Annotated in this window: 22 protein-coding genes and 3 tRNA genes; 7 read left to right on the forward strand and 18 right to left on the reverse strand. The window is 69.6% G+C overall.

What is annotated here, in order from left to right; translation table 11 throughout:
- Positions 1-7: 7 nt before the first annotated feature.
- The 16 genes from QZ258_RS06365 to tilS all read right to left on the reverse strand — a co-directional run bounded on the left by QZ258_RS06365 (position 8) and on the right by tilS (position 15746).
- The gene (locus QZ258_RS06365; protein ID WP_294179849.1) at positions 8-190 is read right to left on the reverse strand and encodes a hypothetical protein; all 183 of its coding nucleotides are present in this window, start codon (positions 188-190) and stop codon (positions 8-10) included.
- Positions 191-296: 106 nt separating this feature from the next.
- Positions 297-434, reverse strand: a complete 138-nt coding sequence (locus QZ258_RS06370) for a hypothetical protein (RefSeq protein ID WP_294179850.1) — start codon at positions 432-434, stop codon at positions 297-299.
- A gap of 63 nt (positions 435-497) precedes the next feature.
- Complete coding sequence (locus QZ258_RS06375) at positions 498-3719, reverse strand: Ig-like domain-containing protein (RefSeq protein ID WP_294179851.1); 3222 nt, start codon at positions 3717-3719, stop codon at positions 498-500.
- A 155-nt stretch (positions 3720-3874) separates the two neighbouring features.
- Positions 3875-5401 carry a lysine--tRNA ligase gene (gene lysS / locus QZ258_RS06380; protein ID WP_294179926.1) on the reverse strand — a complete coding sequence of 509 codons (1527 nt, stop codon included), beginning with the start codon at positions 5399-5401 and terminating at the stop codon, positions 3875-3877.
- Positions 5402-5437: 36 nt separating this feature from the next.
- Positions 5438-6277, reverse strand: coding sequence for a pantoate--beta-alanine ligase (panC, locus tag QZ258_RS06385; RefSeq protein ID WP_294179852.1), 840 nt, complete (start codon positions 6275-6277; stop codon positions 5438-5440).
- Positions 6278-6323: 46 nt separating this feature from the next.
- Positions 6324-7031, reverse strand: coding sequence for a Rossmann-like and DUF2520 domain-containing protein (locus QZ258_RS06390; RefSeq protein WP_294179853.1), 708 nt, complete (start codon positions 7029-7031; stop codon positions 6324-6326).
- Positions 7028-8623 (reverse strand): PH domain-containing protein, encoded by a 1596-nt coding sequence (locus QZ258_RS06395; RefSeq protein ID WP_294179854.1) that lies wholly within the window; start codon positions 8621-8623, stop codon positions 7028-7030. Before QZ258_RS06395 ends, QZ258_RS06390 begins: the two co-directional genes overlap by 4 nt.
- Positions 8620-9129 (reverse strand): PH domain-containing protein, encoded by a 510-nt coding sequence (locus QZ258_RS06400; RefSeq protein ID WP_294179855.1) that lies wholly within the window; start codon positions 9127-9129, stop codon positions 8620-8622. The genes QZ258_RS06395 and QZ258_RS06400 overlap by 4 nt, the downstream gene beginning before the upstream one ends.
- 9 nt (positions 9130-9138) lie before the next feature.
- Positions 9139-9612, reverse strand: coding sequence for a DUF3180 domain-containing protein (locus QZ258_RS06405; RefSeq protein ID WP_294179856.1), 474 nt, complete (start codon positions 9610-9612; stop codon positions 9139-9141).
- Complete coding sequence (gene folK, locus QZ258_RS06410) at positions 9609-10130, reverse strand: 2-amino-4-hydroxy-6-hydroxymethyldihydropteridine diphosphokinase (RefSeq protein WP_294179857.1); 522 nt, start codon at positions 10128-10130, stop codon at positions 9609-9611. Before folK ends, QZ258_RS06405 begins: the two co-directional genes overlap by 4 nt.
- Positions 10127-10492 carry a dihydroneopterin aldolase gene (folB, locus tag QZ258_RS06415; protein ID WP_294179858.1) on the reverse strand — a complete coding sequence of 122 codons (366 nt, stop codon included), beginning with the start codon at positions 10490-10492 and terminating at the stop codon, positions 10127-10129. The genes folK and folB overlap by 4 nt, the downstream gene beginning before the upstream one ends.
- Positions 10489-11394 (reverse strand): dihydropteroate synthase, encoded by a 906-nt coding sequence (gene folP / locus QZ258_RS06420; protein ID WP_294179859.1) that lies wholly within the window; start codon positions 11392-11394, stop codon positions 10489-10491. Before folP ends, folB begins: the two co-directional genes overlap by 4 nt.
- Complete coding sequence (folE, locus tag QZ258_RS06425) at positions 11391-11966, reverse strand: GTP cyclohydrolase I (RefSeq protein ID WP_294179860.1); 576 nt, start codon at positions 11964-11966, stop codon at positions 11391-11393. Before folE ends, folP begins: the two co-directional genes overlap by 4 nt.
- Positions 11967-11977: 11 nt before the next feature.
- On the reverse strand, positions 11978-13975 hold the full coding sequence (gene ftsH / locus QZ258_RS06430; RefSeq protein WP_294179861.1) for an ATP-dependent zinc metalloprotease FtsH: 1998 nt from the start codon (positions 13973-13975) through the stop codon (positions 11978-11980).
- Between the two features lie 107 nt (positions 13976-14082).
- Positions 14083-14634 carry a hypoxanthine phosphoribosyltransferase gene (gene hpt / locus QZ258_RS06435; RefSeq protein WP_294179862.1) on the reverse strand — a complete coding sequence of 184 codons (552 nt, stop codon included), beginning with the start codon at positions 14632-14634 and terminating at the stop codon, positions 14083-14085.
- 14 nt (positions 14635-14648) lie between these two features.
- Positions 14649-15746: a tRNA lysidine(34) synthetase TilS gene (tilS, locus tag QZ258_RS06440; protein WP_294179863.1), complete on the reverse strand. Its 1098-nt coding sequence runs from the start codon at positions 15744-15746 to the stop codon at positions 14649-14651.
- Positions 15747-15793: 47 nt separating this feature from the next.
- Here tilS and QZ258_RS06445 point away from each other — a divergent pair, with 47 nt between their 5' ends.
- Positions 15794-16288: an inorganic diphosphatase gene (locus QZ258_RS06445; RefSeq protein WP_294179864.1), complete on the forward strand. Its 495-nt coding sequence runs from the start codon at positions 15794-15796 to the stop codon at positions 16286-16288.
- Positions 16289-16411: 123 nt separating this feature from the next.
- Here the strand turns inward: QZ258_RS06445 and QZ258_RS06450 are convergent, their stop codons facing one another.
- Together QZ258_RS06450 and QZ258_RS06455 are read right to left on the reverse strand one after the other, a co-directional pair.
- Positions 16412-17635 (reverse strand): C40 family peptidase, encoded by a 1224-nt coding sequence (locus tag QZ258_RS06450; RefSeq protein WP_294179865.1) that lies wholly within the window; start codon positions 17633-17635, stop codon positions 16412-16414.
- A 27-nt stretch (positions 17636-17662) separates the two neighbouring features.
- The gene (locus tag QZ258_RS06455; protein WP_294179866.1) at positions 17663-18919 is read right to left on the reverse strand and encodes a M23 family metallopeptidase; all 1257 of its coding nucleotides are present in this window, start codon (positions 18917-18919) and stop codon (positions 17663-17665) included.
- Positions 18920-19191: 272 nt separating this feature from the next.
- On the opposite strand from QZ258_RS06455, the gene QZ258_RS06460 reads away from it, so the two are divergent.
- The 6 genes from QZ258_RS06460 (at position 19192) to QZ258_RS06485 (ending at position 22828) form a co-directional block, all read left to right on the forward strand.
- Positions 19192-19264 (forward strand) — tRNA-Glu (locus QZ258_RS06460).
- Positions 19265-19287: 23 nt separating this feature from the next.
- Positions 19288-19361, forward strand: a tRNA-Asp gene (locus QZ258_RS06465).
- A 64-nt stretch (positions 19362-19425) separates the two neighbouring features.
- Positions 19426-19498 (forward strand) — tRNA-Phe (locus tag QZ258_RS06470).
- A 208-nt stretch (positions 19499-19706) separates the two neighbouring features.
- Positions 19707-20930 (forward strand): HNH endonuclease signature motif containing protein, encoded by a 1224-nt coding sequence (locus QZ258_RS06475; protein WP_294179867.1) that lies wholly within the window; start codon positions 19707-19709, stop codon positions 20928-20930.
- Positions 20931-21005: 75 nt separating this feature from the next.
- Positions 21006-21989 (forward strand): ATP-binding cassette domain-containing protein, encoded by a 984-nt coding sequence (locus tag QZ258_RS06480; protein WP_294179868.1) that lies wholly within the window; start codon positions 21006-21008, stop codon positions 21987-21989.
- On the forward strand, positions 21986-22828 hold the full coding sequence (locus tag QZ258_RS06485) for an ABC transporter permease (RefSeq protein ID WP_294179869.1): 843 nt from the start codon (positions 21986-21988) through the stop codon (positions 22826-22828). Before QZ258_RS06480 ends, QZ258_RS06485 begins: the two co-directional genes overlap by 4 nt.
- Positions 22829-22859: the final 31 nt, after the last annotated feature.

A 22859-nucleotide genomic window follows, 5' to 3' on the forward strand; every position in this document is an offset into this window, starting at 1 on the left:
CGCGCGCTCAGAGTTTCGCGGCGCGCTCCGCCTCGAACTTGGCGCGCTCTTCGGCCTCGATCTTGGCGGCGAAGGCGCGCTCGCTGCGGTCGGCGCGGAAGATGGCGCGAAAGACGAACCAGAACACGAGCCCGAACAGCAGCGTCGGGATCACACTGTAGATTGCGTTGGCCCAGTACTCGGTCGGCATGGCTACAGCCTACGCGCCGAAACCGAGAGCCGAGGCGACGGCGATGACGACCAGGATCACCACGAGACCCGCGTACATCACGAACCGGGAGGTGCGTCGGTCCACGTCAGCCCTTGGCGATGATGCCGACGACGCCGGTGATGATCAGGTACAGGCCGATGCCTGCGACGATTACCCAGATCGCGATGCGGCCGGACGTGATCTTCGGCTTCTCGCCGCCGGGCTGCGGGGGCAGGTTGCTCATGGAGGAACCCTACCGAAGTCGGAGGGTCCGGGTCGCGCTGCCCGCGCGACCCGGACCTCGGGATCAGGCTCGTTGCGCCACGCGGATCCGCCAGTAGCCGACAACGCCGGCGAGAAGCAGCGCGAGCAGGATCAGCCACCACCAGTCGAAGCCCATCGGCGCCGCGGACGTGGCGAGTTCGGCGGTGTCATCGCCGGAGCCGGCGCCCGCGGTGTCGTCCGCCTCGGACGCGGCGCCGTCATCGAGCGCCAGCGTCGTCAGCGCGACCTCGGGACCGTCCGTATGCGGCGCCCCGCCGGCGCCGGTCGGTGCCGGCGCATCGCCGTCGCCGCCGGAGGTGGTCGGCGCGAGCGTCGGCCCTCCGGCGCTGCCCGCCACCGGCTCAGCCGCGGTCGCGATGATGAAGGTCGACGCGGTCGTCTGGACGTTGCCCGCGAGGTCACGCGCGGCGGCGCGGATCGTGTAGGTGCCATCCGCGAGTCCCGCCGGAATCGTCCACGACGCCGAGTCGCTCGTCGTTCCGAGCGAGGTCAGGCCCGAGGTGGAGCCGATCGGTCCCAGGAAGACCGAGCCGCTCTCGTCGTACAGATTCGCCACGAGCCGGGCGAGCCCGATCTCGTCGGCGCCCGAGATCTCGACGATCACTTCTCCGTTGAACTCGGCACCGTCGAGCGGCGCGTCGATCGCGATCGTCGGACGCGTCAGGTCGACCACGAACGTGCTGCTGGTCGTCTTGACGTTGCCGGCGACATCATGGGCACTCGCGCGCAGCGTGTAGACGCCCTCGGCGAGGCCCGCGACCGGGAGATCCCAGGTGCGCGTCTCGCTCGTGGTCCCGAGCGCCGATGCGCCGCCCGTCGTCCCGACATTCGTGATGAACGTCGAGTTGGTCGCGTCGTACAGGTTGACGTCGAGCCGCTTGAGGGCGACCTCGTCCGTCCCTGTCAGCGTGACCGGGATGGTGGCCGAACCGCGGAACGGCTCGTCCAGCTCGGGCGAATCGATCGTGATGGCCGGACGCGTGCCGTCGACCACGAACTGGATCACGTGAACGCCGCGGAGGCCGGCGGTGTCGGTCACATTGGCGCGGATCGTGTAGGTGCCCTCGGCGAGGCCGGCCGGAATCGTCCAGGTACGCGTCTCGGCGTTGGTGCCGAGCGCGCTGAGGCCCGACGTCGAGCCGATCGCCTGGATGAACGCCGTGCTGTCCTCGTCGAACAGGTTCACGCCGATCCGGTTGAGCGCTCCCGCATCGGCAGCGGTCACCGTCACGTCGATCGACTCGCGCGGTGAGAAGATCGCCCCGTCGAGCGGTTCGTCGATCTGGATCGTCGGCGCCGTCGCATCACGCGTGTAGTGCACGACCGGCGCGCTCCACGGACCGTTGACGCTGGAGGGGTCGCTGGCGCGGTACGGGATGTTGTACACCGCGCGCACCCGGATCGAGAGCGGTCCCTCATAGCCGGTGCTGAAGCTCTGCGTGTGCGACACCGTCGCGCCCGCCGTCCAGGCGGTGCCGGGAACGTCGACGTACTCGTACTCGAGCGTTCCGTCGCCGTCGCCATCGACGCCGTACTCGACCTCGTAGTGATCGACTCCGCCGATGCCGAACACGGCCGTCCAGGTCGCGGTCAGGCTCGTCTCCGAGAACGTGTAGCCCGTCGTCGGCGTGATGATCTCCGGAATGCCGATGATCTGAGCGCCGGTGCCCGAGCTCCATGCCGACGCGTTGCCCAGGTCGTCAATGGCGCGAACCTGCCAGCGCAGCGGACCGGTCGGGATGTCGTAGGCGAGCGTCGTGCCCGTCAGGTCGCTTCCGATCGTCACGCCGTCGTTCAGGCGGCCGTCGGTGGTGTTCGGTCCACGGCCGAGCACGACCTCGTAGCGCACGCCGTTCGGGTCGGTCACCGGGTACCAGCGGAACTCGGACGCCTCGAGGGTGTAGCCCGTCGGGAAGGCGACGGTCGGGGTCGCCGGCGCGGTGTTGTCGATCTCGAACGACTTGAGGTGGTTTCCGCCTCCATTGGTGTTGCCGACGGCGTCGCTGGCGAGCGCGGTCAGGCAGACCTCGCCGTCGGCGACGGCGGTCGTGTCGATGTCGACGCTCCAGTGCCCGCTGGCATCGACATTGACGTCGTAGGAGTCGACGAACGCGCCGCAGTTGCCGGTCGCGGGGTTGATCGCCCGGACCTTCAGGGAGAACTGGTCGCCGGCGAGTCCCGACCCGGAGTCGTGGGCCGTGCCGGTGGCGGTGATGGTGCCCGACACGAGGTCGCCGGCCGCGGGTGCCGCGAACGTGACGCTGGGGCGCGAGGCGTCGGCGGTGACCTTCGCGGTCGCCGTGGATCCGGCGTCCTTCTGGTTGAACGCGTCACGCGCCTCGAACTTGAAGACGTGGACGCTGCCGTCCGCCCAACCGGTCGTGTCGACCGTCGTCGCGTAGTTGGTCAACGAGCTCGAGGAGCCGTAGTCCAGGCCGACGCCGTCAAGCTGCGAGTAGTAGATCGACGGATTCGCGTCCGAGATGGTCGCGGTGAAGTCGAGCACCGTGCCCGGCTTCACGAAGCTTCCGTCGGCCGGCGCGGTGATGACGACGTCCGGGGCGTCGGCGTCGACCGTGAAGGTGACCTTCGCGATCGAGCCGGAGTCCTTGTTGCCCGCGGCGTCGCGCGCCTCGATCTGCGCGATGTAGGTGCCGCTCGCGAACCCGGTCGTGTCGATCGACCGCGAGACCGAGGTCAGGCCGGTCTCGTCGGTGTCGGAGCCGACGCCCTGGACCGCGACATACGTGCGGAACGGATGCGCATCGCTGATCGACCCGACGAGCGGGATGATCGTGCCGGGGGCGACGACGAGTCCGGGGGCCGGTGCGGTGATCACGACGTCCGGGGCGACGGTGTCCACCGTGACGGAGGTCCGCAGCGTGCCGATGTTGCCGGCTGTGTCGCGGGCGCCGCTGCGCAGCTCGTAGTCGCCGTCGGGGAGCGCCGGGAGCGTCCAGCTCGACGACGCGGACGCGCCGGTGACCGCCGAGGTGCCGACGGAGCGGAGGAACCCTGCTCCGGTGTGCACGTTGACGGTCAGCTGTGCGAGCTCGACGTCATCGGTGCCGGAGACGGTGACGGTGTCGCCGGGGAAGACGAAGGTCGACGTCGGGGCGTCGAGCGTGACGGTCGGCCGCGTCGAATCGGCGGCGAGGGCGGGGGAGGCGAAGACAAGGGAGCCTACGGCGCTCACTGCGAGAGCAGTGAGCAGGGCAAGGCTCCGCCGGGGGACGGAGAACACGGGTTGATCCTTCGGGGGCTGAGAGAGGCCACGGAGTCGGGTAACTCGTTCGGGTCGTGACCACGGAGCTCGGGGGCGAGGTTCCGCTACGTGCGACGGTACCGAGCACCACCGACATTAATCAAGTGTTGCTCAGGAATTGCGCCGGGCGGGGCCTACTTGACGAGCGGGAACAGGATCGTCTCGCGGATGCCGAGGCCCGTGATCGCCATCAGCAGGCGGTCGATGCCCATGCCCATGCCCATGGTCGGCGGCATGCCGTGCTCGAGGGCGCGCAGGAACTCCTCGTCGAGGCGCATCGCCTCGACGTCGCCACGCGCCGCCTGGGTGGCCTGCTCGACGAAGCGCTCACGCTGGATGACGGGGTCGACGAGCTCGGAGTAGCCGGTGGCCAGCTCGAAGCCGCGCACATACAGGTCCCATTTCTCCACGACGCCGGGGGTGTCGCGGTGCGCGCGCACGAGCGGAGAGGTGTCGACGGGGAAGTCCATGACGAAGGTGGGGCGCTCGAGCGAGCCCTTCACGAAGTGCTCCCACAGCTCTTCCACGTACTTGCCGTGAGTGGGGAGCTTCACCTCCACGTCGACCTTCTCGGCGAGCGCCGCGAGCTCGCCGAGGGAAGTCTCGGGGGTGATCTCGACGCCGGCCGCCTCGGAGAGCGAGGCGTACATCGGCATCCGCTCCCACTCGCCGCCGAGGTCGAACTCGGTGCCATCGGCCCAGGTCACCGTCGTGGAGCCGGCGACGGCGATGGCCGCGTTCTGGATGAGCTCCTGGGTGAGGTCGGCCATCCGCTGGTAGTCGCCGTACGCCTGGTAGGCCTCGAGCATCGCGAACTCGGGGCTGTGCGTGGAATCGGCGCCCTCGTTGCGGAAGTTGCGGTTGATCTCGAACACGCGCTCGAGCCCGCCGACGACGGCGCGCTTCAGAAACAGCTCGGGCGCGATGCGCAGGAACAGCTCGGTGTCGAAGGCGTTCGAGTGCGTGACGAACGGGCGGGCCGCGGCGCCGCCGTGGATCGTCTGCAGCATCGGGGTCTCGACCTCGAGGAAGCCGTGGCTCGCGAACGTCTGGCGCAGGCTCTGGACCGTCGTGGCGCGGGCGATGACCGTGGTGCGCGCCTGCTCGCGCGCGATGAGGTCGAGGTAGCGCTGACGAACCCGCGTCTCCTCGTTCAGCTCGGAGTGCAGGTTGGGCAGCGGCAGGATCGCCTTCGCGGCCATCTTCCACTCGCTCGCCATGATGCTGAGCTCACCGCGGCGGCTCGAGATCACCTCGCCCGCGACGAAGACGTGGTCGCCCAGGTCGACGAGCTCCTTCCAGCGGTCAAGCGCCTCCTGGCCGACCTCGGCGAGCGACACCATGGCCTGGATGCGACTGCCGTCGCCCGCCTGGAGCGCGGCGAAGCACAGCTTGCCGGTGTTGCGCAGGTGCACGATGCGGCCGGCGACGCCGACCGTCACTCCGGTCGAGGTGTCGGCTTCGAGTTCGGGGAACTGCGCGCGCACCTCGCCGATGGTGTGGGTGATCGGCAGCACGACCGGGTAGGCCTCGCCGCCCTCGGCGAGCATCCGCTCGCGCTTGGCCAACCGGACCGCCTTCTGCTCGGCAACCTCTTCTCCGTTTTCAGGAGTTTGTGTGACGGGTGTGGCGGATGTCGCGTCCGGAGCCCCTGGGGTCACATCGGTCACAGAAACTCCTGAAAAAGGTTGAAGCGGTCAGTTGAGGTAGATGGCGTCGTTGTCGATCAGCCGGGTCGACCCGACCTGCGCGGCGATCAGCACGCGCGCCGGCCCGTGGAAGTCATCATCAACGGGCAGGAAGGTCGCCGGATCGACGACCTTCAGATAGTCCAGCTTAACGAGGTCCTCATCCATGAGCACCGACTGGGATGCCGCGAGCACCGCATCGATCCCCCGGTCGCCGGCCGAGGAGGCCGCTTCGAGCGCGCGCGACAGGGCCTTGGCCGCGTGGCGCTCTTCGCCGTTGAGGAAGCGATTGCGACTGGAGAGCGCGAGGCCGTCCTCGGCGCGCACCGTCTCGACGGGCACGATCCGGGTGTCGATGTTGAGGTCGGCGACCATCTGTTGCACGAGGAAGAGCTGCTGCGCATCCTTCTGACCGAAGACCGCGACGGCGGGGCGGACGATGCCGAGGAGCTTGGCGACGACGGTGAGCACACCGTCGAAATGGCCGGGGCGGGCGCGGCCCTCGAACATGCCAGCGACGCGGCCGCCGGTGATCCGGGTCGAGGTCTCTCCCCGCGGGTACATCTCCTCGGCGCTCGGGGCGAAGACGTAGGCGACGCCGAGGGGGGCGAGCGCGTCAAGGTCGTTCTCGAGGTCGCGCGGGTAACGGGCGAGATCCTCGCCCTGCCCGAACTGCAGCGGGTTGACGAAGATCGACACCACGACCGTCTCGGCCTGACGCGCCGCCTCGGCCACGAGTTCGAGGTGCCCTTCGTGCAGCGCGCCCATCGTCGGCACGAGCGCGACCTCGCGTCCGACGAGCGCCTCGCGGAGCGCGGCGATCGTCTCGATCACGACGGGCCTCGTCACGGTGAACCTCCCTGAGCCGGGGGCGGCCCGACGTGCATCCCCGATGCTACCGGGGCTCGTCGTCTCCCGATGCCGCCTGCAGCGCGTTCTCGACGCTCGAGCGCACGACCGAGCCGAGCACGCGTCCCGGGTTGTCGATGCCGATGTCGCGCAGGATGCCGGTGGCCTGCCCGACGATCGCGGTCGAGAACTCGGTCGCCGTCGCGATCGCCTCGGCGTAGGCGGGGCGATCTTTCTCGGCAACAACGACGGGCTCGGCCCCCATCTCGACGACGAGCGCCTGAGCGATCGGAAGCACGGGCGCGGGGGCGGTGACGGCACACCAAGACTCGCGCAGCCGGATGAGGTCGAGACTCGTGCCGGTGAAGGCCATCGCCGGGTGGATCGCGAGCGGGATGGCTCCGGCCTGGAGCGCCGGAGCCAGCACCCCGATGCCGAGACCGGGAGCCGTGTGCACGACGAGCTGTCCGGGCTGCCAGGCGCCGACGGCGGCGAGGCCGCTGACCAATTCGGCCAGCTCCGACTCGGGGACGGCGAGTAGCACCAGTTCGCTGCGCTCGACGATTTCGGGCACGGTGAGCACGGGCACCCCGGGCAGCATCGCTTCGGCGCGGTCGCGGCTGGCATCCGAGACGGCGCTCACGCCGACGAGCGCGTGCCCCGCCCCGCCGAGCGCGACCCCGAGCACGGGCCCGACGCGCCCGGCACCGACGATGCCGACGCCGAGCCGACCGTCGCGCGCGGCCGCGGTCACGCGCCTTCCCGGTCGGCGCGCCAGTGGTGGCTGCGGTCGCGTTCGGCGGCCGCGATGCCGAGCGCCGCGACATCGCGGAAGAAGCGTGCGGCGTCGTCCTCGTCGAGCGCGCCGAGCCGCGCCGAGATCGGACCGGCGACGGTGTGCGGCTGCACGACCGCGAGTCGCATCCGGCGCTCGATCGGTCCCTGGGTGAGCGCGACGCTCTGCATGCGCGCGGCGGGCACGATGACGAGTTCGCGCCAGATCGCGCCACGCCGCAGCAGCACCGAGTCGGGCAGCAGCGCGAACCCGTTGCGTCGCCACGAGAACCAGCGCCACACGGCCGCGCGACGAGGCGAGGTGGTGTAACCGTCTTCGGGAGTTCCGCGATCCAGACCCGCCGAGACGCGCGCCGCGACCTCGGGAGCCTCCAGGCTCGGGAGCACCAGTTCGAGCACGCGGAACGCGTCGGCGCGCGACCCGACCGGCAGGATGGTCGTGTTCTGCCGCCCGCCCGCGCCCTGCGCCGACGACGTGCCCGCGCGATTCACCTTGACCTCCCACCAGTCGAAAGGCCGCCACAGCAGTGGCTGCGAGATCGAGATCGAGTGGATGCGCCCCGGCGGCAGCGTCTCATTCGTGGTGGACAGCAGCCCGTAGCCGATGCGCACCCCATCGGGGGTGGCGGCGACCGTGAAACGCAGTGACTTGACCAAGCGACTGATCGAATACGACCCGACGGCGATCAGACCCGGGATGAAACCGAACAGCACCGGCCCGAGCGCCGGCAGCGCCCAGATGTCGCCCCCGATCGTCACCGCGAGCACGACACCAAGGGTGGCGAGAATGGCGAGCAGGATCACCAGCACGAGACCGCCGCTGAGCGCCGCCGAGCCGAGGACTCGACCGATCGGCATCGCGACGATCGACTCGCGCGCGGCGAGCTTCGGGTCGAGCTCGGGCGCGGTGAACTCGGCCAGGCGCCGATCGAGCAGACTCGCGTTCGCGGTCGCCCCCGCCGCCTCGGCAGGGAGTGACTCCCCCTCGACGGGCGTGCCCCGCGCTCCCGAGGCGAGGCGCAGGATCTCGGCGCGCAGCGCATCCGCCGTCGCGCTGGCGAGGTAGTGCAACTGCACGTTGGCATCTTGCCCCGCGACGTTCACCTCGAGCTTTGCGGCGCCGAACAGGCGCGCGATCAGCGGCCGCGTGATGTTGATGCCCTGGATGCGGTCGAGGCGCCCCTTGCGATTGGTGCGGAAGATCACCCCGCTGCGCACCTCGACGACCTCGTCGGTGATGCGGAAGGTGTGCATACGCCAGGAGAGATAGAACCCGGCGATCAGCACCAGCAGGAGCGCGGCGACCACGAGAAGGGCGACGACGATGTAGCCGTTGTCGACGATGTAGCCGAGAGGATCCCCGTTGTCGGCACTCGGAATCCCCGGAACCACCCACTCGAAGAACTGGTCGCGCAGGTTGGCGATCACAAACGCCAAGATGGCGATGAGTGCGACCCCGCCGCGCAGCAACGGTGTCGCCGGATGCAACCGGTGCCAGGCGCCGTCGAGCAGGTCTTCCCGCGCCCGACGTGCCGGTTCGGTCCCGCTCACAGCCCGGCGCGCCGCGACTCGGCGACCGCGACCAGGTGATCGCGCAGCGCCTCGGCATCCGGTTCGGGGAGTCCGGGGATCGTGATGTTGGTGGCCGCCGCCGCCGTCACCAGCTTCAGCTCGGCAAGGCCCAGCCCGCGATCCAACGGGCCGCGATTGATGTCGACCAGCTGCATCCGCCCGTAGGGCACCGCGATGAAGCGCTGGAACATGATGCCGCGCCGAAAGAGCAGGTCATCGTCGCGCAGCTGATAGCCGATCGACCGCACGCGGCGCGGGGTGAACGCGATCACGAGCAGCGAGATCACCCCCACGGTGATCGGAAGCGCGAGCAGCCACGGCAGCTGGGAGATGAACCAGGGGATCCCCGTGGCGACGGTGGCCACCGCGCCGACGATGAGCGCGCCGACGAGGTCGACGACGACGAACTTGGGCGAGACGCGCTGCCACTCGCCCTCGACCGGTTCGAGCCTGCTCGGGGAGTCGTTCTGCGTTGTGTCAGTCACGTGCCCACGCTATCGCGCGGGCGCGGGCCCGTCACGGTCGTCGTCGCTGTCCGGCGGCACCGTGCAGAGGTGCTCGGCGACGAGCCCGGCAGCGAGAAGCAGGGCGCTCGCGGCGAGCATCGCGGCCACGCGCAGCACGCTGTCGAGCTCCGCCGCCACCGACCGCGTGAGGACCTCGATCAGAAACCCGGCGCTCACCCCGAGCAGCCCGGCGCCCAGGTACGCGCTCGCCTTGGCGAAGACGACCACTCGGGTGGCGCGGAACGGGTCGACCGGGCGGCGCACCTCGGCGTGCGTCGACTGCCAGATCGGCACCGCCAGGAGCACCACGAGCACCGCGATGATCACCAGCGAGAACGACAGCGTGTACTCGGGACGGATCTTGACCATGCTCGCCGCGGCGAGCGCACGCTGCACGAGATACCCCCCGGCACCCGCGACGAGCGCGAGCACGAGCAGGGTGACCGGAGCGGTGCGCTTCACGAGCGAGCCTCCTCATCGTCGTGCGCGCCGGACTCTGCGGCGGCCTCGAGGGCCGCGACCAACTGACGCACCGTGCCGTGGCCGGGGAGCACCGCATCCGGGGCGATCTCCAGCCACGGTCGCAGCACGAAGTCGCGCTCGTGCGCGCGCGGATGCGGCAGCGTGACCCGCTCGGTGTGCAGCGTGCGCTCCCCCATCGCCACGATGTCGAGGTCGAGGGTGCGGTCACCCCAGCGCTCGTCGCGGACGCGCCCGTGCGCGCGCTCCACCGCGTTGAGCCGGTCGAGCAGGGACTCGGGGTCGAGGGTCGTCGAGACGAGCGCGACCGCGTTCAGGTACGCGGGCGCCTCCGGGTCGACGCCCCACGGCCGCAGGGCGGGAGTCTCGTGGAAGCTCGAGATCGCCTCCAGGTCGATGCCGGGCGTCTCGGCGATGTCGCGCAGTGCCGCGGTGAAGATCGCCTGCCGATCGCCCAGGTTGCTGCCGAGCGCGATGACGGCGTGGCCGGCCCCGGTCATCCGCGGTCCCGTTCGATCGTGACGCTCACGTCGGCGAACGGCACCGTGATCGGCGCTTCCGGTTTGTGCACGGTGACCTCGACCCGGCGGACGCGTTCGAATTCCAGCGCCGTGTCGGCGACCCGCTCGGCAACCGTCTCGATCAGGTCGACCGGGTCGCGCTCGACCGCGGCGACGACGGCCTCGGCGAGTTCGCCGTAGTGCACGGTCTGCGCGAGCGCGTCGTGGGCCGCCGCGGCGCCGAGCGGCAGCCACACCGTCACATCGATCACGAACTCCTGGCCCTGCTCGCGCTCGTGCGCGAAGACGCCGTGGTGCGCCCGGGCCCGCAGGCCCTCCAGGCGGATGCGGTCGCCGCTCACTCCGCAGCCTCCGACTCCGCGGGCGCGCCCGACTCCAACTCGTCCTGGGTCGTCGCGTCGCGCGCGTCATCGCCGGCCTGCTCGCCCCCGCGTCCGCCGCGCAGCGCGTGCGTCGGGGGCGCCCCGTTCCACGAGTCGACGACGTCGAGCGCGAGCCGTGTCGCGGCAACGTCATGCACCCGCACCGCCCAGGCCCCGGCCTGCGCGGCGAGCGCACTCACGAGCGCGGTGGGCACGTCGCGCAGCTCGACCGCGGCGCCCTCCGGGAAAAACTCGCCCAGGAACCGCTTGCGCGATGCCCCGACCAGGATGCGGTGGCCGAGCGTGCCGAACTCCGGGAGGGCGCGCAGCAGCGCCCAGTTCTCGACGCCGTTCTTCGAGAATCCGAGGCCGGGATCGATGACGACCCGCGCGGGGTCGACGCCGGCGACGATGAGCGCGGCGATGCGATCCTTCAACTCGGTGCGCACCTCGGTGACGACGTCGCGGTACTCACCGGGGTTGGCGGCGGGGCCGCGCGAGTGCATCGCCACGTAGACGACGCCGGTCTCGGCGATCGTGCGCGGCATGTCGGGGTCGGCGAGACCACCCGAGACGTCGTTGACCATGACGGCGCCGGTCGCGACCGCCTCGCGCGCGGTGCTCGCGCGGCGCGTGTCAACGCTCACCGGGACGCCGCGCGCGACGAGCGCCTCGATCACGGGCAGCACCCGGCGCTGCTCCTCGTCGGCACCGACGGGTTCGCTCCCGGGGCGGGTCGATTCCCCGCCGACGTCGATGACGGCCGCGCCGGCGTCGCGCAGGGCGAGCGCGTGATCGAGCGCGGCCTCCGCGTCGAGGTACTTGCCGCCGTCGCTGAACGAGTCCGGCGTGACGTTGAGTATCCCCATGATGACGGTCATTCGGTTCCCCCTCCGATGACGGCGAGAACGCCCGCCTGCGATGCCGGTTCGGCGAGTTCGCCGCGTGCGGCGACGGTGACGGTGCTCGACCCCGACTGGCGCGGCCCGCGCGCCGCCACGCACTCGTGCCGTGCGTCGAGCACGACGAGCACGCCGCGCGGTGCGAGCGCCGCGTCGATGGCGTCGGCCAGCTCGTCGCCGAGTCGCTCCTGCAGTTGCGGACGGGCCGCCAGCACCTCAAGCGATTGCACCAGCCGCCCCAAGCCCACCGCCCGGTCGACCGGAAGGTAGGCGAGGTGCGCGACGCCCGAGAACGGCAAGAGGTGGTGCTCGCAGATCGAGCGGAACGCGATGTCGCGCAACAACACGAGCTCCCCCGTCTGTTGCGCCTCGAGCGCGACCGTGTCGCGCAGCGGCGCGATCGGGTCGCCGCCGACGCCGGCGAAGATTTCCGCGTAGGACTGCGCGACGTAACGCGGCGTCCCGGCAAGGCCCGGCCGCGCCGGGTCTTCACCGATCGCCGAAAGCAGTTCGGTCACCGCCGCCTCGATGCGCGGACCATCAATCGGCATCGGGGCGAGCCTCACGCAGTCGCGATGCCGGGGTTCTTGCGCGGCCTCGGCGCGCGGCGCTTCGGCGCGCTCTCCACGGCGCCGTCGGCGGCCTCCGCGTCGATCGCAGCCTTGCCCGGAACCTGGATCGGCGGCAGGTCGCTCAACGGGCGATCGGTGCTCGACAGCCAGAGCGGACGCTCGTCGAGGCGCTTCACGTCGGCGAAGATCTCGGCCAGCTGGTTGTGGTCGAGGGTCTCCTTCTCGAGCAGCTCCTTGGCGAGGTTGTCGAGAATGTCGCGGTTGTCGTTGAGCACCTTCCACGCCTCGTCGTGCGCCTCGTCGATGAGCTTGCGCACCTCGAGGTCGACCTTCTCGGCGATCTCTTCCGAGTAGTCGCGCTGGTGGCCCATGTCGCGCCCGAGGAAGACCTCGCCGCTGCTTGCGCCGAGCTTGACGGCACCGATGTCGGCGCTCATGCCGTACTCGGTCACCATCTTGCGCGCGATGCCGGTCGCCTTCTCGATGTCGTTGGATGCCCCGGTCGTCGGGTCGTGAAACACGATCTCCTCGGCGACGCGCCCGCCCATCGCGTAGGTGAGCTGATCGAGCAGTTCGTTGCGCGTGACCGAGTACTTGTCTTCCAGCGGCAGCACCATCGTGTAGCCGAGGGCACGCCCGCGGGGAAGGATCGTGACCTTCGTCACCGGGTCGGTGTGGCGCATCGCGGCGGCGGCGAGGGCATGGCCGCCCTCGTGATACGCCGTGATGAGCTTCTCCTTGTCCTTCATCACGCGGGTGCGGCGCTGCGGGCCGGCCATGACGCGGTCGACCGCCTCATCCAGGGCGCGGTTGTCGATCAGCTGCGCGTTGCTGCGCGCGGTCAACAGCGCCGCTTCGTTGAGCACGTTCGCGAGGTCGGCACCGGTGAATCCGGGCGTCTTACGCGCGAGCACCTCGAGGTCGACGCCCTGGGCCATCGGCTTGCCGGCGGCGTGGACGGTCAGGATCTTCTCGCGGCCCTTCAAGTCGGGCGCGTCGACGCCGATCTGACGGTCGAAGCGGCCCGGGCGCAAGAGCGCCGGGTCAAGGATGTCGGGACGGTTGGTGGCCGCGATCAGGATCACGTTGGTCTTCGGGTCGAAGCCGTCCATCTCGACGAGCAACTGGTTGAGCGTCTGCTCGCGCTCGTCGTGCCCGCCGCCCATGCCGGCGCCGCGGTGACGGCCAACGGCGTCGATCTCGTCGACGAAGATGATCGCCGGGCTGTTCTGCTTGGCCTGTTCGAAGAGGTCGCGCACGCGGCTCGCGCCGACACCGACGAACATCTCGACGAAGTCGGATCCCGAGATCGAGTAGAACGGCACGCCCGCCTCCCCGGCGACGGCGCGGGCGAGCAGGGTCTTGCCGGTTCCGGGAGGGCCGTACAGCAGCACACCCTTCGGGATGCGTGCGCCGACCGCCTGGAACTTCGACGGGTCCTGCAGGAACTCCTTGATCTCGTGGAGCTCCTCCACGGCCTCCTCGGCCCCGGCGACGTCGGCGAAGGTGACCTGCGGGGTCTCCTTGGAGACGAGCTTGGCCTTCGACTTGCCGAACTGCATGACGCGGTTGCCGCCGCCCTGCATGCCCGACCACAGGAACCAGAAGAGCAGACCGATCAACAGGAACGGCAGGATGAAGCCGAGGGCACTCAGGAAGACGTTGGTCTGCGGAACCTCGTCGGTGTACTCCGCGCCGCTCAGGTCGTTGACGGCCGAGACGACCTCATCGGCCCGCGCCTCCACGAAGTAGAACTGCACGAGCGTGCCCGTGCCGTCGAAATCGGTGCTCAGGGTCAGGTCGACGCGCTGTTCACCGTCGACGATCTTGACCTCATCCACGGTGGACCCGGTGAGCAGCTTCATGCCCTCCTGGGTCGTGATCTGCTGGAATCCGGTGTTTCCGAGCAGGGAGAAGGCCAGAGCGATCGCACCGATCCCCAACAGGATGTAGATGATCGGCCCGCGAAAGAAGCGCTTGAGGTCCATAGGTGTAGCGGGCGAAGCCCGTCGCCTCCCGTTCGAGGAATACAGACTCTCAGGCTATCGCGCGCTCTCGGGGTGAGCGCTGGATGTTCGCCGGAAGCTGACCCCAGTCAGGAGTACACGTGCGGGGCGAGCACGCCGATCGCGCGCAGGTTGCGGTAGCGCTCCGCGAAATCGAGACCGTACCCGACGACGAAGGCGTTCGGGATTTCGAAGCCGACGTACGTGGCGTCGATCTCCACCTTGGCCGCCTCGGGCTTGCGCAGCAGCGCGAGAATCTCGAGCGAGGCCGGGTTGCGGCTTTCCAGGTTGGCGCGCAGCCAGGAGAGCGTGAGGCCCGAGTCGACGATGTCCTCCACGATGAGCACGTCGCGCCCGGCGAGGTCGGTGTCGAGGTCTTTGACGATGCGCACGACGCCGCTGGATTCGGTGCTGTTGCCGTAAGAGCTGACCGCCATCCAGTCCATCTCGACGTCGATCTTCAGTTCGCGCGCCAGGTCGGCCATGACCATGACGGCGCCCTTCAGCACGCCCACCAACAGCGGCTTCTTGTCCGCGTAGTCGAGTTCGATCCGGCGACTCAGTTCGGCGATCTTGGCGTGGATCTCTTCTTCGGTGAAGAGAATCTCGGTCAGGTCGCCTTCGATGTCACTCGTGTCCATGTCACGAGCCTATGTCAGTGATCGTGCGGCGGCTTCTGCCCGGTGAGCTCGCCCGCCGCGGTCGAGATGAGGTGGATGCGACCGCCGCGGCGCTCGGCCGAAAAACCCGGCAGATCGATCGGGCCCTGGCCGCGCCAGTCGGTGACGAGGCGCGCGATTTCGAGGGTGTGGGTGCGACTGAGCGCCTGGTGGAACTCGCTCTGCGCCACCAGTCGGATGAGGCGCTGGCGCAGCGCCGCCGGGTTTGCGGCGAGCGCCGCGACCGAGAGCGAGACCCCGGCCTCCTCCAACTCGACGACGTCTTCGACGACCTCCTCGGCGAAGGCGTCGAGCGCGGCGGCGTCTTCGCGCAACTGCTCGGCGGTGCGCGCGAGCGCCTCGGCGATGCCGGGTCCGAGCTCGGACTCCAGCACCGGCATCACGCGCTCGCGCACCCGCACCCGCGTGTAGCGCGCATCCGCGTTGTGCGGGTCGTCCCAGACATCGAGGCCGGCGTCGATGCAGGCCTGGCGCGTGGTCTGGCGCGGGATGCCGAGCAGCGGGCGGCGGTAGCGGCCGGCCTGGGCGGGCATCCCCTGCAGGCTCGCCGCGCCGCTACCGCGCGCCAGGCCCAGCAGCACGGTCTCGGCCTGATCGTCGAGGGTATGGCCGAGCAGGATCAGGTCGGCGCCGAGTTCGTCGGCCGCGGCATCCAGGGCGGCGTAGCGGGCGGTTCGGGCGGCCGCCTCCGGGCCCGCCGGGTCGGCGGCGTCGACCTGCACGCGCACCACCCGCACCGGGTCGAGGCCGAGGCCGCGCGCCTGGGCGGCGGCGCGCTCGGCCACCCGGGCCGAGTCGCCCTGCAGCCCGTGGTCGACGACGATCGCCCCCGCGCGCCAGCCGGCGCGCGGCGCCTCGAACGCGACCGCCGCCGCAAGCGCCAACGAGTCCCCGCCCCCGCTCAGCGCCACCAACACGATTCCGTTTTCAGGAGTTTGTGTGACAGGTGTGGCGGAAGTGGCGTCGGCGGCCTCACCAGCCCCACCCGTCGCAGAAACTCCTGAAAAGAGTGGGGCGCGGACGGCGCGACGGACGTCCGCGATCGCGGGGCTGAGTCTCGGACGCGCGACCATTCGACTAACGTAATGGCGACATCCATCTGCGACGAAAGACCAGGGACATGGCCGAGTACTACGACGTCACCATCGAGGTGCCCAAGGGCAGCCGCAACAAGTACGAGATCGACCACGAGACCGGTCGCGTCATGTTGGACCGCGTGCTCTACACGCCGATGGCGTACCCGACCGACTACGGCTACTTCGAGAAGACGCTCGGCCTCGACGGCGACCCGGTCGACGTGCTGGTGCTCGGCGAGTACCCGCTGTTTCCCGGCATCGGCATGAGCGTGCGCGTCGTCGGCGTTTTCAACATGACGGATGACGGCGGCAGCGACGCGAAGGTCATCGCGGTAACCGCGAAGGACCCGCGCTGGGACCACATCCAGGACATCAACGATGTGCCGGAGTACAAGCGCAAAGAGATCGAGCACTTCTTCGAGCACTACAAGGACCTCGAGCCCGGCAAGTGGGTCAAGACCGAGGGCTGGGGGGATGCGGCCGAAGCCGACCGCGTCGTGCAGGCCGGCCTCGCCGCCTTCGTGCCGCCCACCCACTAGGTCTCGATACGCCGACTCCGTCGGCTACTCGACCGACTCACCCGCCGGTTGAGTAGCGCGCAGCGCGGCACTCGCCGGTTGAGTAGCGCGCAGCGCGTATCGAAACCGCGCCCGGCGACCCGCTCAGCCCGTCGGACGCCCCGCATACGGCACCAGGTCGCCGTAGCGGATCGACACCTCGCGCACGACCTGCCCCGGGTACGGCGCCTCGATCATCTTGCCGTTGCCGACGTAGAGGGCGACGTGATACTTCGTGCCGGTCGTCGACCCGCCGTCGGAGTAGAACAGCAGATCCCCGGCCTGCAGGTCGGCGATGTTGACGAGCTTGCCTGCGGACTTCAGGTAGTTGTACTGGCTGGTTGAACCGTGCCCGCCGATCGAGACGCCGACCGATGAGTACGCCATCATCGTGAGCCCGGAGCAGTCCCAGCCGCTCGGCCCGGCACCGCCCCACACATACGGCTCGCCGAGCTGGGCGCGGGCGTAGCTGATCGCGCCCGAGACCTTGTCGCTCGCCGGCGGGGCCGGCTCTTCGGCGGGCGGGTCCGGGTCGTCGGCGGGCGGCACCGGCGGCGTCGGATCCGCGGCCTGCTCCCGCTCCCAGGCGAGACCCTCCTGGTAGGCCTGCTCCAGGTCGGCGGAGGTGTTCTTCAAACTCGCCAGCTGCGCGTACATGCGCTCGGAGTCGGCCCGCGTCTCCTCGACCCGCGCCTGCGCCTCCTCCACGGCCGCTTCGGCCTCGGCAAGCGCCTCGGCGGCCACCTCGGCCAGTTCGCCCCGCTTCTCCTCGGCGAGCTCCGCCTCGGCTGCGAGGGAGTCGGCGGAGTTGCGGTCGAAGACCGCCTGTTCGAGCAGCGCGCGCGAGGTCTCGCTCAGGCGCGACATGGAGGCCAGCATCGAGAGCACCTCGTCGGTGTCCTCCGCCGAGCCGAACAGCAGCGCGAGCGTCGGATCGCCTCCGCCGGTGCGCGAGAGCTGGGTCAGGATCTGGGCGGCCCGTCGAGCCGACTCGTCGGCCTGGTCGCGGGCCTCGGCAGAGCGCGTCTCGAGGTTCTCGACCCGCTCGGTCGCCGCCTCCAGCTCCTGCTGCGCTAGATCGGACTCCTCAGCCCGCAGCAGCGCGACCTTGCCGAGCTCGGCGGCCTCCGTCTCGAGCACGGCGAGCGCCGCCTCGATCTGCGCGACGGCAGCCGCGCTGGCCGCCTCGTCCGCCTTGGCGGCTTCGACCTCGTCCCAGCTGGGGTAGTCGGGCATCGGGGCCGCGTGCGCGGCGACGCCGGGGGCGAGCGCGACGACGAGAGCGACGGCTACTGCCGCCGCCCCCCTGAAGCGCCGGCTCGCTGTCATCAGCGGCCCTGTTCGCTCCGTGCGCGCTCAGCCAAGCGTGACCCCCCGGTCCTGCATGAACGTGACGGGGTTGGTGAGCACCCCGTTCTGGTAGACCATAAAGTGCAAATGCGGGCCCGTCGAGCCCCCCGTTGAGCCGGCCTTCGCGATCTGCTGCCCGGCGATGACGATCTCGCCGACCGAGACGAGCATCCCCCCGGTGTTGATGTGGGCGTAGCCGGTGACGATTCCGCCGCCGTGGTCGATCTTGATGTAGTAGCCGAGGTCGCTGTAGTAGCCGGCGTAGACGACGCGCCCGTCGGCTGCCGCGTAGATAGGGGCGTTGTAGCCGCCGCCCGCGATGTCGGTTCCGGAGTGCAGCTTCCACACATGGTAGATCGGGTGGTAGCGGTTGCCGAAGGGGCTCGAGATGTAGCCGGAGGTCGGGTTCGCCCAGCCCTGCGCGTTGACGACCCCGCCGGAGGCGGCCGCCCGCGCTTCGACGCCCGCCCGGTAGTCGGCTTCGGTCACCTCGCGCTTGGTGGTGAGCACCTCGAGCTGCGCCTCGAGGCGCGCCTTGTTCTCGGCCTGCGCGTCGTAGGCCTCCTGTGCGACGATCGCGGCCTCTTGCGCCTCTTCGAAGGCGGCCTCGGCGATCGCGCGAAGCTCGTCGAGCAGCTCCTGCGCCACCGCGGCCTGGTCGGTCAGCGACTGCGCGTTGTTCTGCAGCTGCACCGCCCGCGTGTAGAGCTGCTGGTTGGTGGAGCTGAACTTCTGCTGCGCCGACAGGTTGTAGAGCAGCGCATCCGCCTTGTCGCTCTGCGCGAACAGGGTCGCCGTCAGGTCGGTGCCGGCGGCGCCGCGGGAGAGGTTGGCGATGAGCTGGGCAGCGGTGCGCTTGGCGTCGTCGGCTTCTTCCTGGGCCGCATCCGCCTGCTCCTGGAGCTGCTGGGCGATGTAGGCCTGCTCGTCGTAGGCGCTCTGCGCCTCGGCGTAGATGGCGCCCTTCTCCTCGGCGACCTTCTGCGTGGCCGCGACCTCGTCTTCGAGATCGGCCAGCAGCGCCTGGATGCGGGTGATCTCCGCCTTCGCCGCCGCTTCGTCGGCCTTGGCTGCCTGGACGTCGTCCCAGCTGGGGTAGTCGACGAGCACCGCGGCGCTGGCGGTGTCGGAGGCGGGTGCGGCGACGCCGAGCGCGGGAATGAGGGCAAGCGCGAGCAGGAGCGCGGCCGTCCGCGGGCGCGCCGCCCGCCAGTGTGCGATGCGGCTCGCGCCCACGGCCCCCCGGCCGGGATGTGATCCCATGGTTTCCCTCAAATCTTCGTGACGTGGATTTGGCCCACTCGAGTCACAAAGGCAACACGAGTCACATTAGCAACAACCCCGAGACTTGCCCAGCATTGAAAGCACCGGGATGCCTCGAGCTGCAGCGTCGTAACCCTCGACCCTGGCTTGAACCTAACCCGAGTGGCTGGGAAGGCCGCGTTGCGCGCGCCGAAACCGCCGATTGCGTCGATTGGAGTTTTTGGCGCGCCGTGCGTATGCTTGACCCTCGGTTGCTATGTGATTTTTTTCATGGCCCCATCGTTTAGTGGCCTAGGACACCGCCCTTTCACGGCGGCAGCACGGGTTCGAATCCCGTTGGGGTCACTCAACACACAATCAAATAGCAAGGCCCTGTAGCGCAGTTGGTTAGCGTGCCGCCCTGTCACGGCGGAGGTCGCGGGTTCAAGTCCCGTCAGGGTCGCGGAAAGCGAGCCTCTCCTGAGGAATCTGGAGAGGCTCGCTCCACATCGGGAACATGTTCCCGAGGCTCTGTAGCTCAGTTGGTAGAGCGCACGACTGAAAATCGTGAGGTCACGGGATCGACGCCCGTCGGAGCCACTCGAAGCCCCCATGACGATGGGGGCTTTCGTTCGTTTGGGGGCATTCGCTCGTTTCGACCGCGCTACCTCCGAGCGCCGCCCGCGTTCGGCGCAGTTCGGTACTTCCTCCACAGACGCCCCTGGGGCCGCTCGCAGGTGGATAAGTGGTATTTGACCAGGCCTTTCTGCGGTCGTCCAATGTCGGTGGTCACTGCTTGACTGTCTCCATGGAAGCCCTCCTGCTCGACCCGGCGAACGCGGATACGCGCGTCGAGTTCGGCATGGCCGAGGCCGAGATCGCCCAGCGCACGCAGTGGCGCGCATCGGCGGAGGTGTTCCGCGCGATCGATGCGACCCTGCGCGAGGCGGCGGCGCATCCGGAGGTCTTCATCGACGCGGCCATGCTGCGCGGGGATGCGGTCGAGTTCGCCGAGCGGGCGGCCGCCGCCGACCTGTCCGTGCGACTGAACATCGCCGAAGCGACCGTGCGCTCCCACGGGCGGGTCGCCAGCACGCTGCGCGAGCGACTTCCCCTCCTCTGGGCCGAGTTCAGCGAGGGCGAAATCCACACGCAGAACGCCCGCGAAGCCGCCGCGATCGTCGCCGAGCTGCCGCCCGAGAGCTGGGTCACATTTGAGAACCAGATTCTGGATGCCTCCCGCACTCTCGCTCCCGCGAGATTCCGCACCCGCGCGCACGCCATCGCCGAGAAGCTGCGGTGCGCCACGATTGCCGAGCGCCGCCTCGCGGCCGAAGCGGGCCGCGGCACCTGGACCGAACTCGACCGCGACGGCATGGGCTGGCTGCACGCCTACCTGCCCGCCGAGAAGCTCGCGATGGTCGGCGCTCGGCTCGACACGCTCGCGTTCGGACTGTTCACCGAGACCGACGAGACCCGCACCATGACGCAACTGCGCGCCGACGTGCTCACCGACCTGGTCATCGGCGGCGGCACCGGCACCGGCACCCAGTCAAACGTCGGAGTGACCGTCGCGCTCACGGTCCCCGTGCTCAGCCTGCTCGGGCACGACGACCGACCGGCGGTGCTGGAGGGAGTCGGTCCGATCGACCTCGACACCGCTCGCCGGTTGTGCGCAACCGCGCCCACCTTTACGCGGCTTCTCACCGATCCGATCAGCGGCACGGTGCTCCACATGGATGCTCACCAATACCGCCCCTCGGCCGCACTCAGGCGGTGGCTCGCAATCCAACAAGTCACGTGCGACTTCCCCGGCTGCGGCCGGCGTGCGGCGCAATGCGACCTCGATCACACCACCGCCTGGGCGGAGGGCGGCCTCACCACCGCCGACAACCTCAGCTACCGCTGCCGCAAACACCACACGATGAAACACCAAACGAAGTGGCGGGTCGAACGACCTCCCGGTTCGCCCCGTGCGGTGTGGACCAGCCCCACCGGCCACCGCCGCAACGCCGACCCGCCGCCGTTCTAGCGAGCCGGCCGCCCTCGGCGGAGTCGCACTCGCACGCTCGCCTGAACGTCACCCGCACCGAGTAGCATCCCGCCCATGGCTTTCATCGAGGCGTCCGGGCTCGTCAAGACCTACACCCCTAAAGGGGCACCCGTCGTGCGCGCCCTCGACGGGCTCGACCTCGAGGTTCCACAAGGCACCGTCACCGCGCTACTCGGCCCGAACGGCGCGGGCAAGACCACCACCGTCAAGGTGCTCACCACCCTCATCCGCCCCGACGCAGGCTCCGCCACCATCGACGGGGTCGACGTGCTGGGCGACCCGCAGGCCATCCGGCGGATGATCGGCGCCAGCGGGCAGTACGCCGCCGTCGACGAAAACCTCACCGGCTTCGAAAACCTCGTCATGGTCGGCAAGCTCTACCACCTCGGCACGAAGGTCGCCAAGCAGCGCGCCACCGAGCTCATCGAACTCTTCGACCTCGTCGACTCGCAGAAGCGCCCCGTGAAGGGATACTCGGGCGGCATGCGCCGCCGCATCGACCTGGCCGGCGCGCTCGTCATCAAACCGCCGGTGCTCTTCCTCGACGAGCCGACCACCGGCCTCGACCCGCGCAGTCGCCTCGGCCTCTGGGATGTCATCGAAACCCTCGTCTCCGACGGCACCACCGTGCTGCTCACCACCCAATACCTGGACGAGGCCGACCGGCTCGCCGACTCCATCTCCGTCATCGACGAAGGCCGCGTCATCGCCAAGGGCACCGCCGACGAACTTAAATCCTCCGTCGGCGGGCAGCGCGTCGCCCTCACCCTCGTCGACCCCGCCGACGGTGCCGCGGTGCGCGACATTCTGGCCCGCTTCGGCACGGGCGAACCGGCCCTCACCGGCGGGCGCACCTGGATTGTGCCCGTCGACGACGGCCCCTCCGCGCTCAGCGCGATCATTGGTGCCGTCTCGGCCGCCGGCATCGCCGTGCACGACGCCGGCATGCGCCGCCCCACCCTCGACGACGTGTTCCTGCAACTGACCGGACACGTCGCAGAACAACAAGAAGAGGAAGCGACGGAGGCCCCCGCATGAGCACCGCAACCTCCAGCGGAACCCTGCAAGCGATCCCCGGCACCCCGCTCAGCCGCCTGCTCTCCGACGGCTGGGTGATGTCCTGGCGCAACATGATGAAGATCGTCCGGGTGCCCGACGTCCTGGTCTTCAGCCTCATCCAGCCGATCATGTTCGTGCTGCTGTTCAGCTACGTCTTCGGCGCCGCGATCGACATTCCCGGCGACGGCTACACCTCGTTCCTGATGGCCGGCATCTTCGCCCAGACCGTCGTGTTCGGCTCCACCTACTCGGGCTCGGCGATGGCGCAAGACCTCAAAGACGGCATCATCGACCGCTTCCGCACCCTGCCGATGAGCGGCGCCGCGGTGCTGATCGGCCGCACCAACGGCGACCTCGTCATCAACGCGCTCGCGATGACCGTGATGATGGGTACCGGCTTCATCGTCGGCTGGCGCGTCAACACCTCGCCGCTCGAGTTCTTCGCCGCCGTCGGCTTGCTGCTGCTGTTCGCGTACGCGTTCTCGTGGGTGATGGCGTTCCTCGGCATGAGCGTCAGAAGCCCCGAGGTGATCAACAACGCCTCGTTCTTAATCCTCTTCCCGCTCACCTTCATCTCGAACGCCTTCGTGCCGAGCGAGAACCTGCCCACCCCGCTGCGCATTTTCGCCGAGTGGAACCCCGTCTCGTCGCTCGTGCAGTCGGCGCGCGAACTGTTCGGCAACGTGCCACCCGGAACACCCGCCGGGGATGCCTGGACCGCCCAGAACCCGATCGCCACCGTGCTGATCGGCGTCGTCGTGCTGCTGCTGGTGTTCATCCCGCTCTCGATCCGCAAGTTCGCCACGCTGTCGCGGTAGGCGCGCGCGGCGGCGGTTCGCGACAGTTCAG

Origin of the sequence: uncultured Schumannella sp. (genome assembly GCF_905479755.1) — a bacterium.
Taxonomy (GTDB): domain Bacteria; phylum Actinomycetota; class Actinomycetes; order Actinomycetales; family Microbacteriaceae; genus DCRR01.

What these genes read in the sequence shown, in the direction of transcription:
- QZ258_RS06365 (WP_294179849.1), bottom strand. Translation starts at nt 190, where the DNA reads ATGCCGACCGAGTACTGGGCCAACGCAATCTACAGTGTGATCCCGACG.
- QZ258_RS06370 (WP_294179850.1), bottom strand. Translation starts at nt 434, where the DNA reads ATGAGCAACCTGCCCCCGCAGCCCGGCGGCGAGAAGCCGAAGATCACG.
- folK (WP_294179857.1), bottom strand. Translation starts at nt 10,130, where the DNA reads ATGACCGGGGCCGGCCACGCCGTCATCGCGCTCGGCAGCAACCTGGGC.
- folP (WP_294179859.1), bottom strand. Translation starts at nt 11,394, where the DNA reads ATGACCGTCATCATGGGGATACTCAACGTCACGCCGGACTCGTTCAGC.
- folE (WP_294179860.1), bottom strand. Translation starts at nt 11,966, where the DNA reads ATGCCGATTGATGGTCCGCGCATCGAGGCGGCGGTGACCGAACTGCTT.
- ftsH (WP_294179861.1), bottom strand. Translation starts at nt 13,975, where the DNA reads ATGGACCTCAAGCGCTTCTTTCGCGGGCCGATCATCTACATCCTGTTG.
- hpt (WP_294179862.1), bottom strand. Translation starts at nt 14,634, where the DNA reads ATGGACACGAGTGACATCGAAGGCGACCTGACCGAGATTCTCTTCACC.
- tilS (WP_294179863.1), bottom strand. Translation starts at nt 15,746, where the DNA reads ATGGTCGCGCGTCCGAGACTCAGCCCCGCGATCGCGGACGTCCGTCGC.
- QZ258_RS06445 (WP_294179864.1), top strand. Translation starts at nt 15,794, where the DNA reads ATGGCCGAGTACTACGACGTCACCATCGAGGTGCCCAAGGGCAGCCGC.
- QZ258_RS06450 (WP_294179865.1), bottom strand. Translation starts at nt 17,635, where the DNA reads ATGACAGCGAGCCGGCGCTTCAGGGGGGCGGCGGCAGTAGCCGTCGCT.
- QZ258_RS06455 (WP_294179866.1), bottom strand. Translation starts at nt 18,919, where the DNA reads ATGGGATCACATCCCGGCCGGGGGGCCGTGGGCGCGAGCCGCATCGCA.
- QZ258_RS06475 (WP_294179867.1), top strand. Translation starts at nt 19,707, where the DNA reads ATGGAAGCCCTCCTGCTCGACCCGGCGAACGCGGATACGCGCGTCGAG.
- QZ258_RS06480 (WP_294179868.1), top strand. Translation starts at nt 21,006, where the DNA reads ATGGCTTTCATCGAGGCGTCCGGGCTCGTCAAGACCTACACCCCTAAA.
- QZ258_RS06485 (WP_294179869.1), top strand. Translation starts at nt 21,986, where the DNA reads ATGAGCACCGCAACCTCCAGCGGAACCCTGCAAGCGATCCCCGGCACC.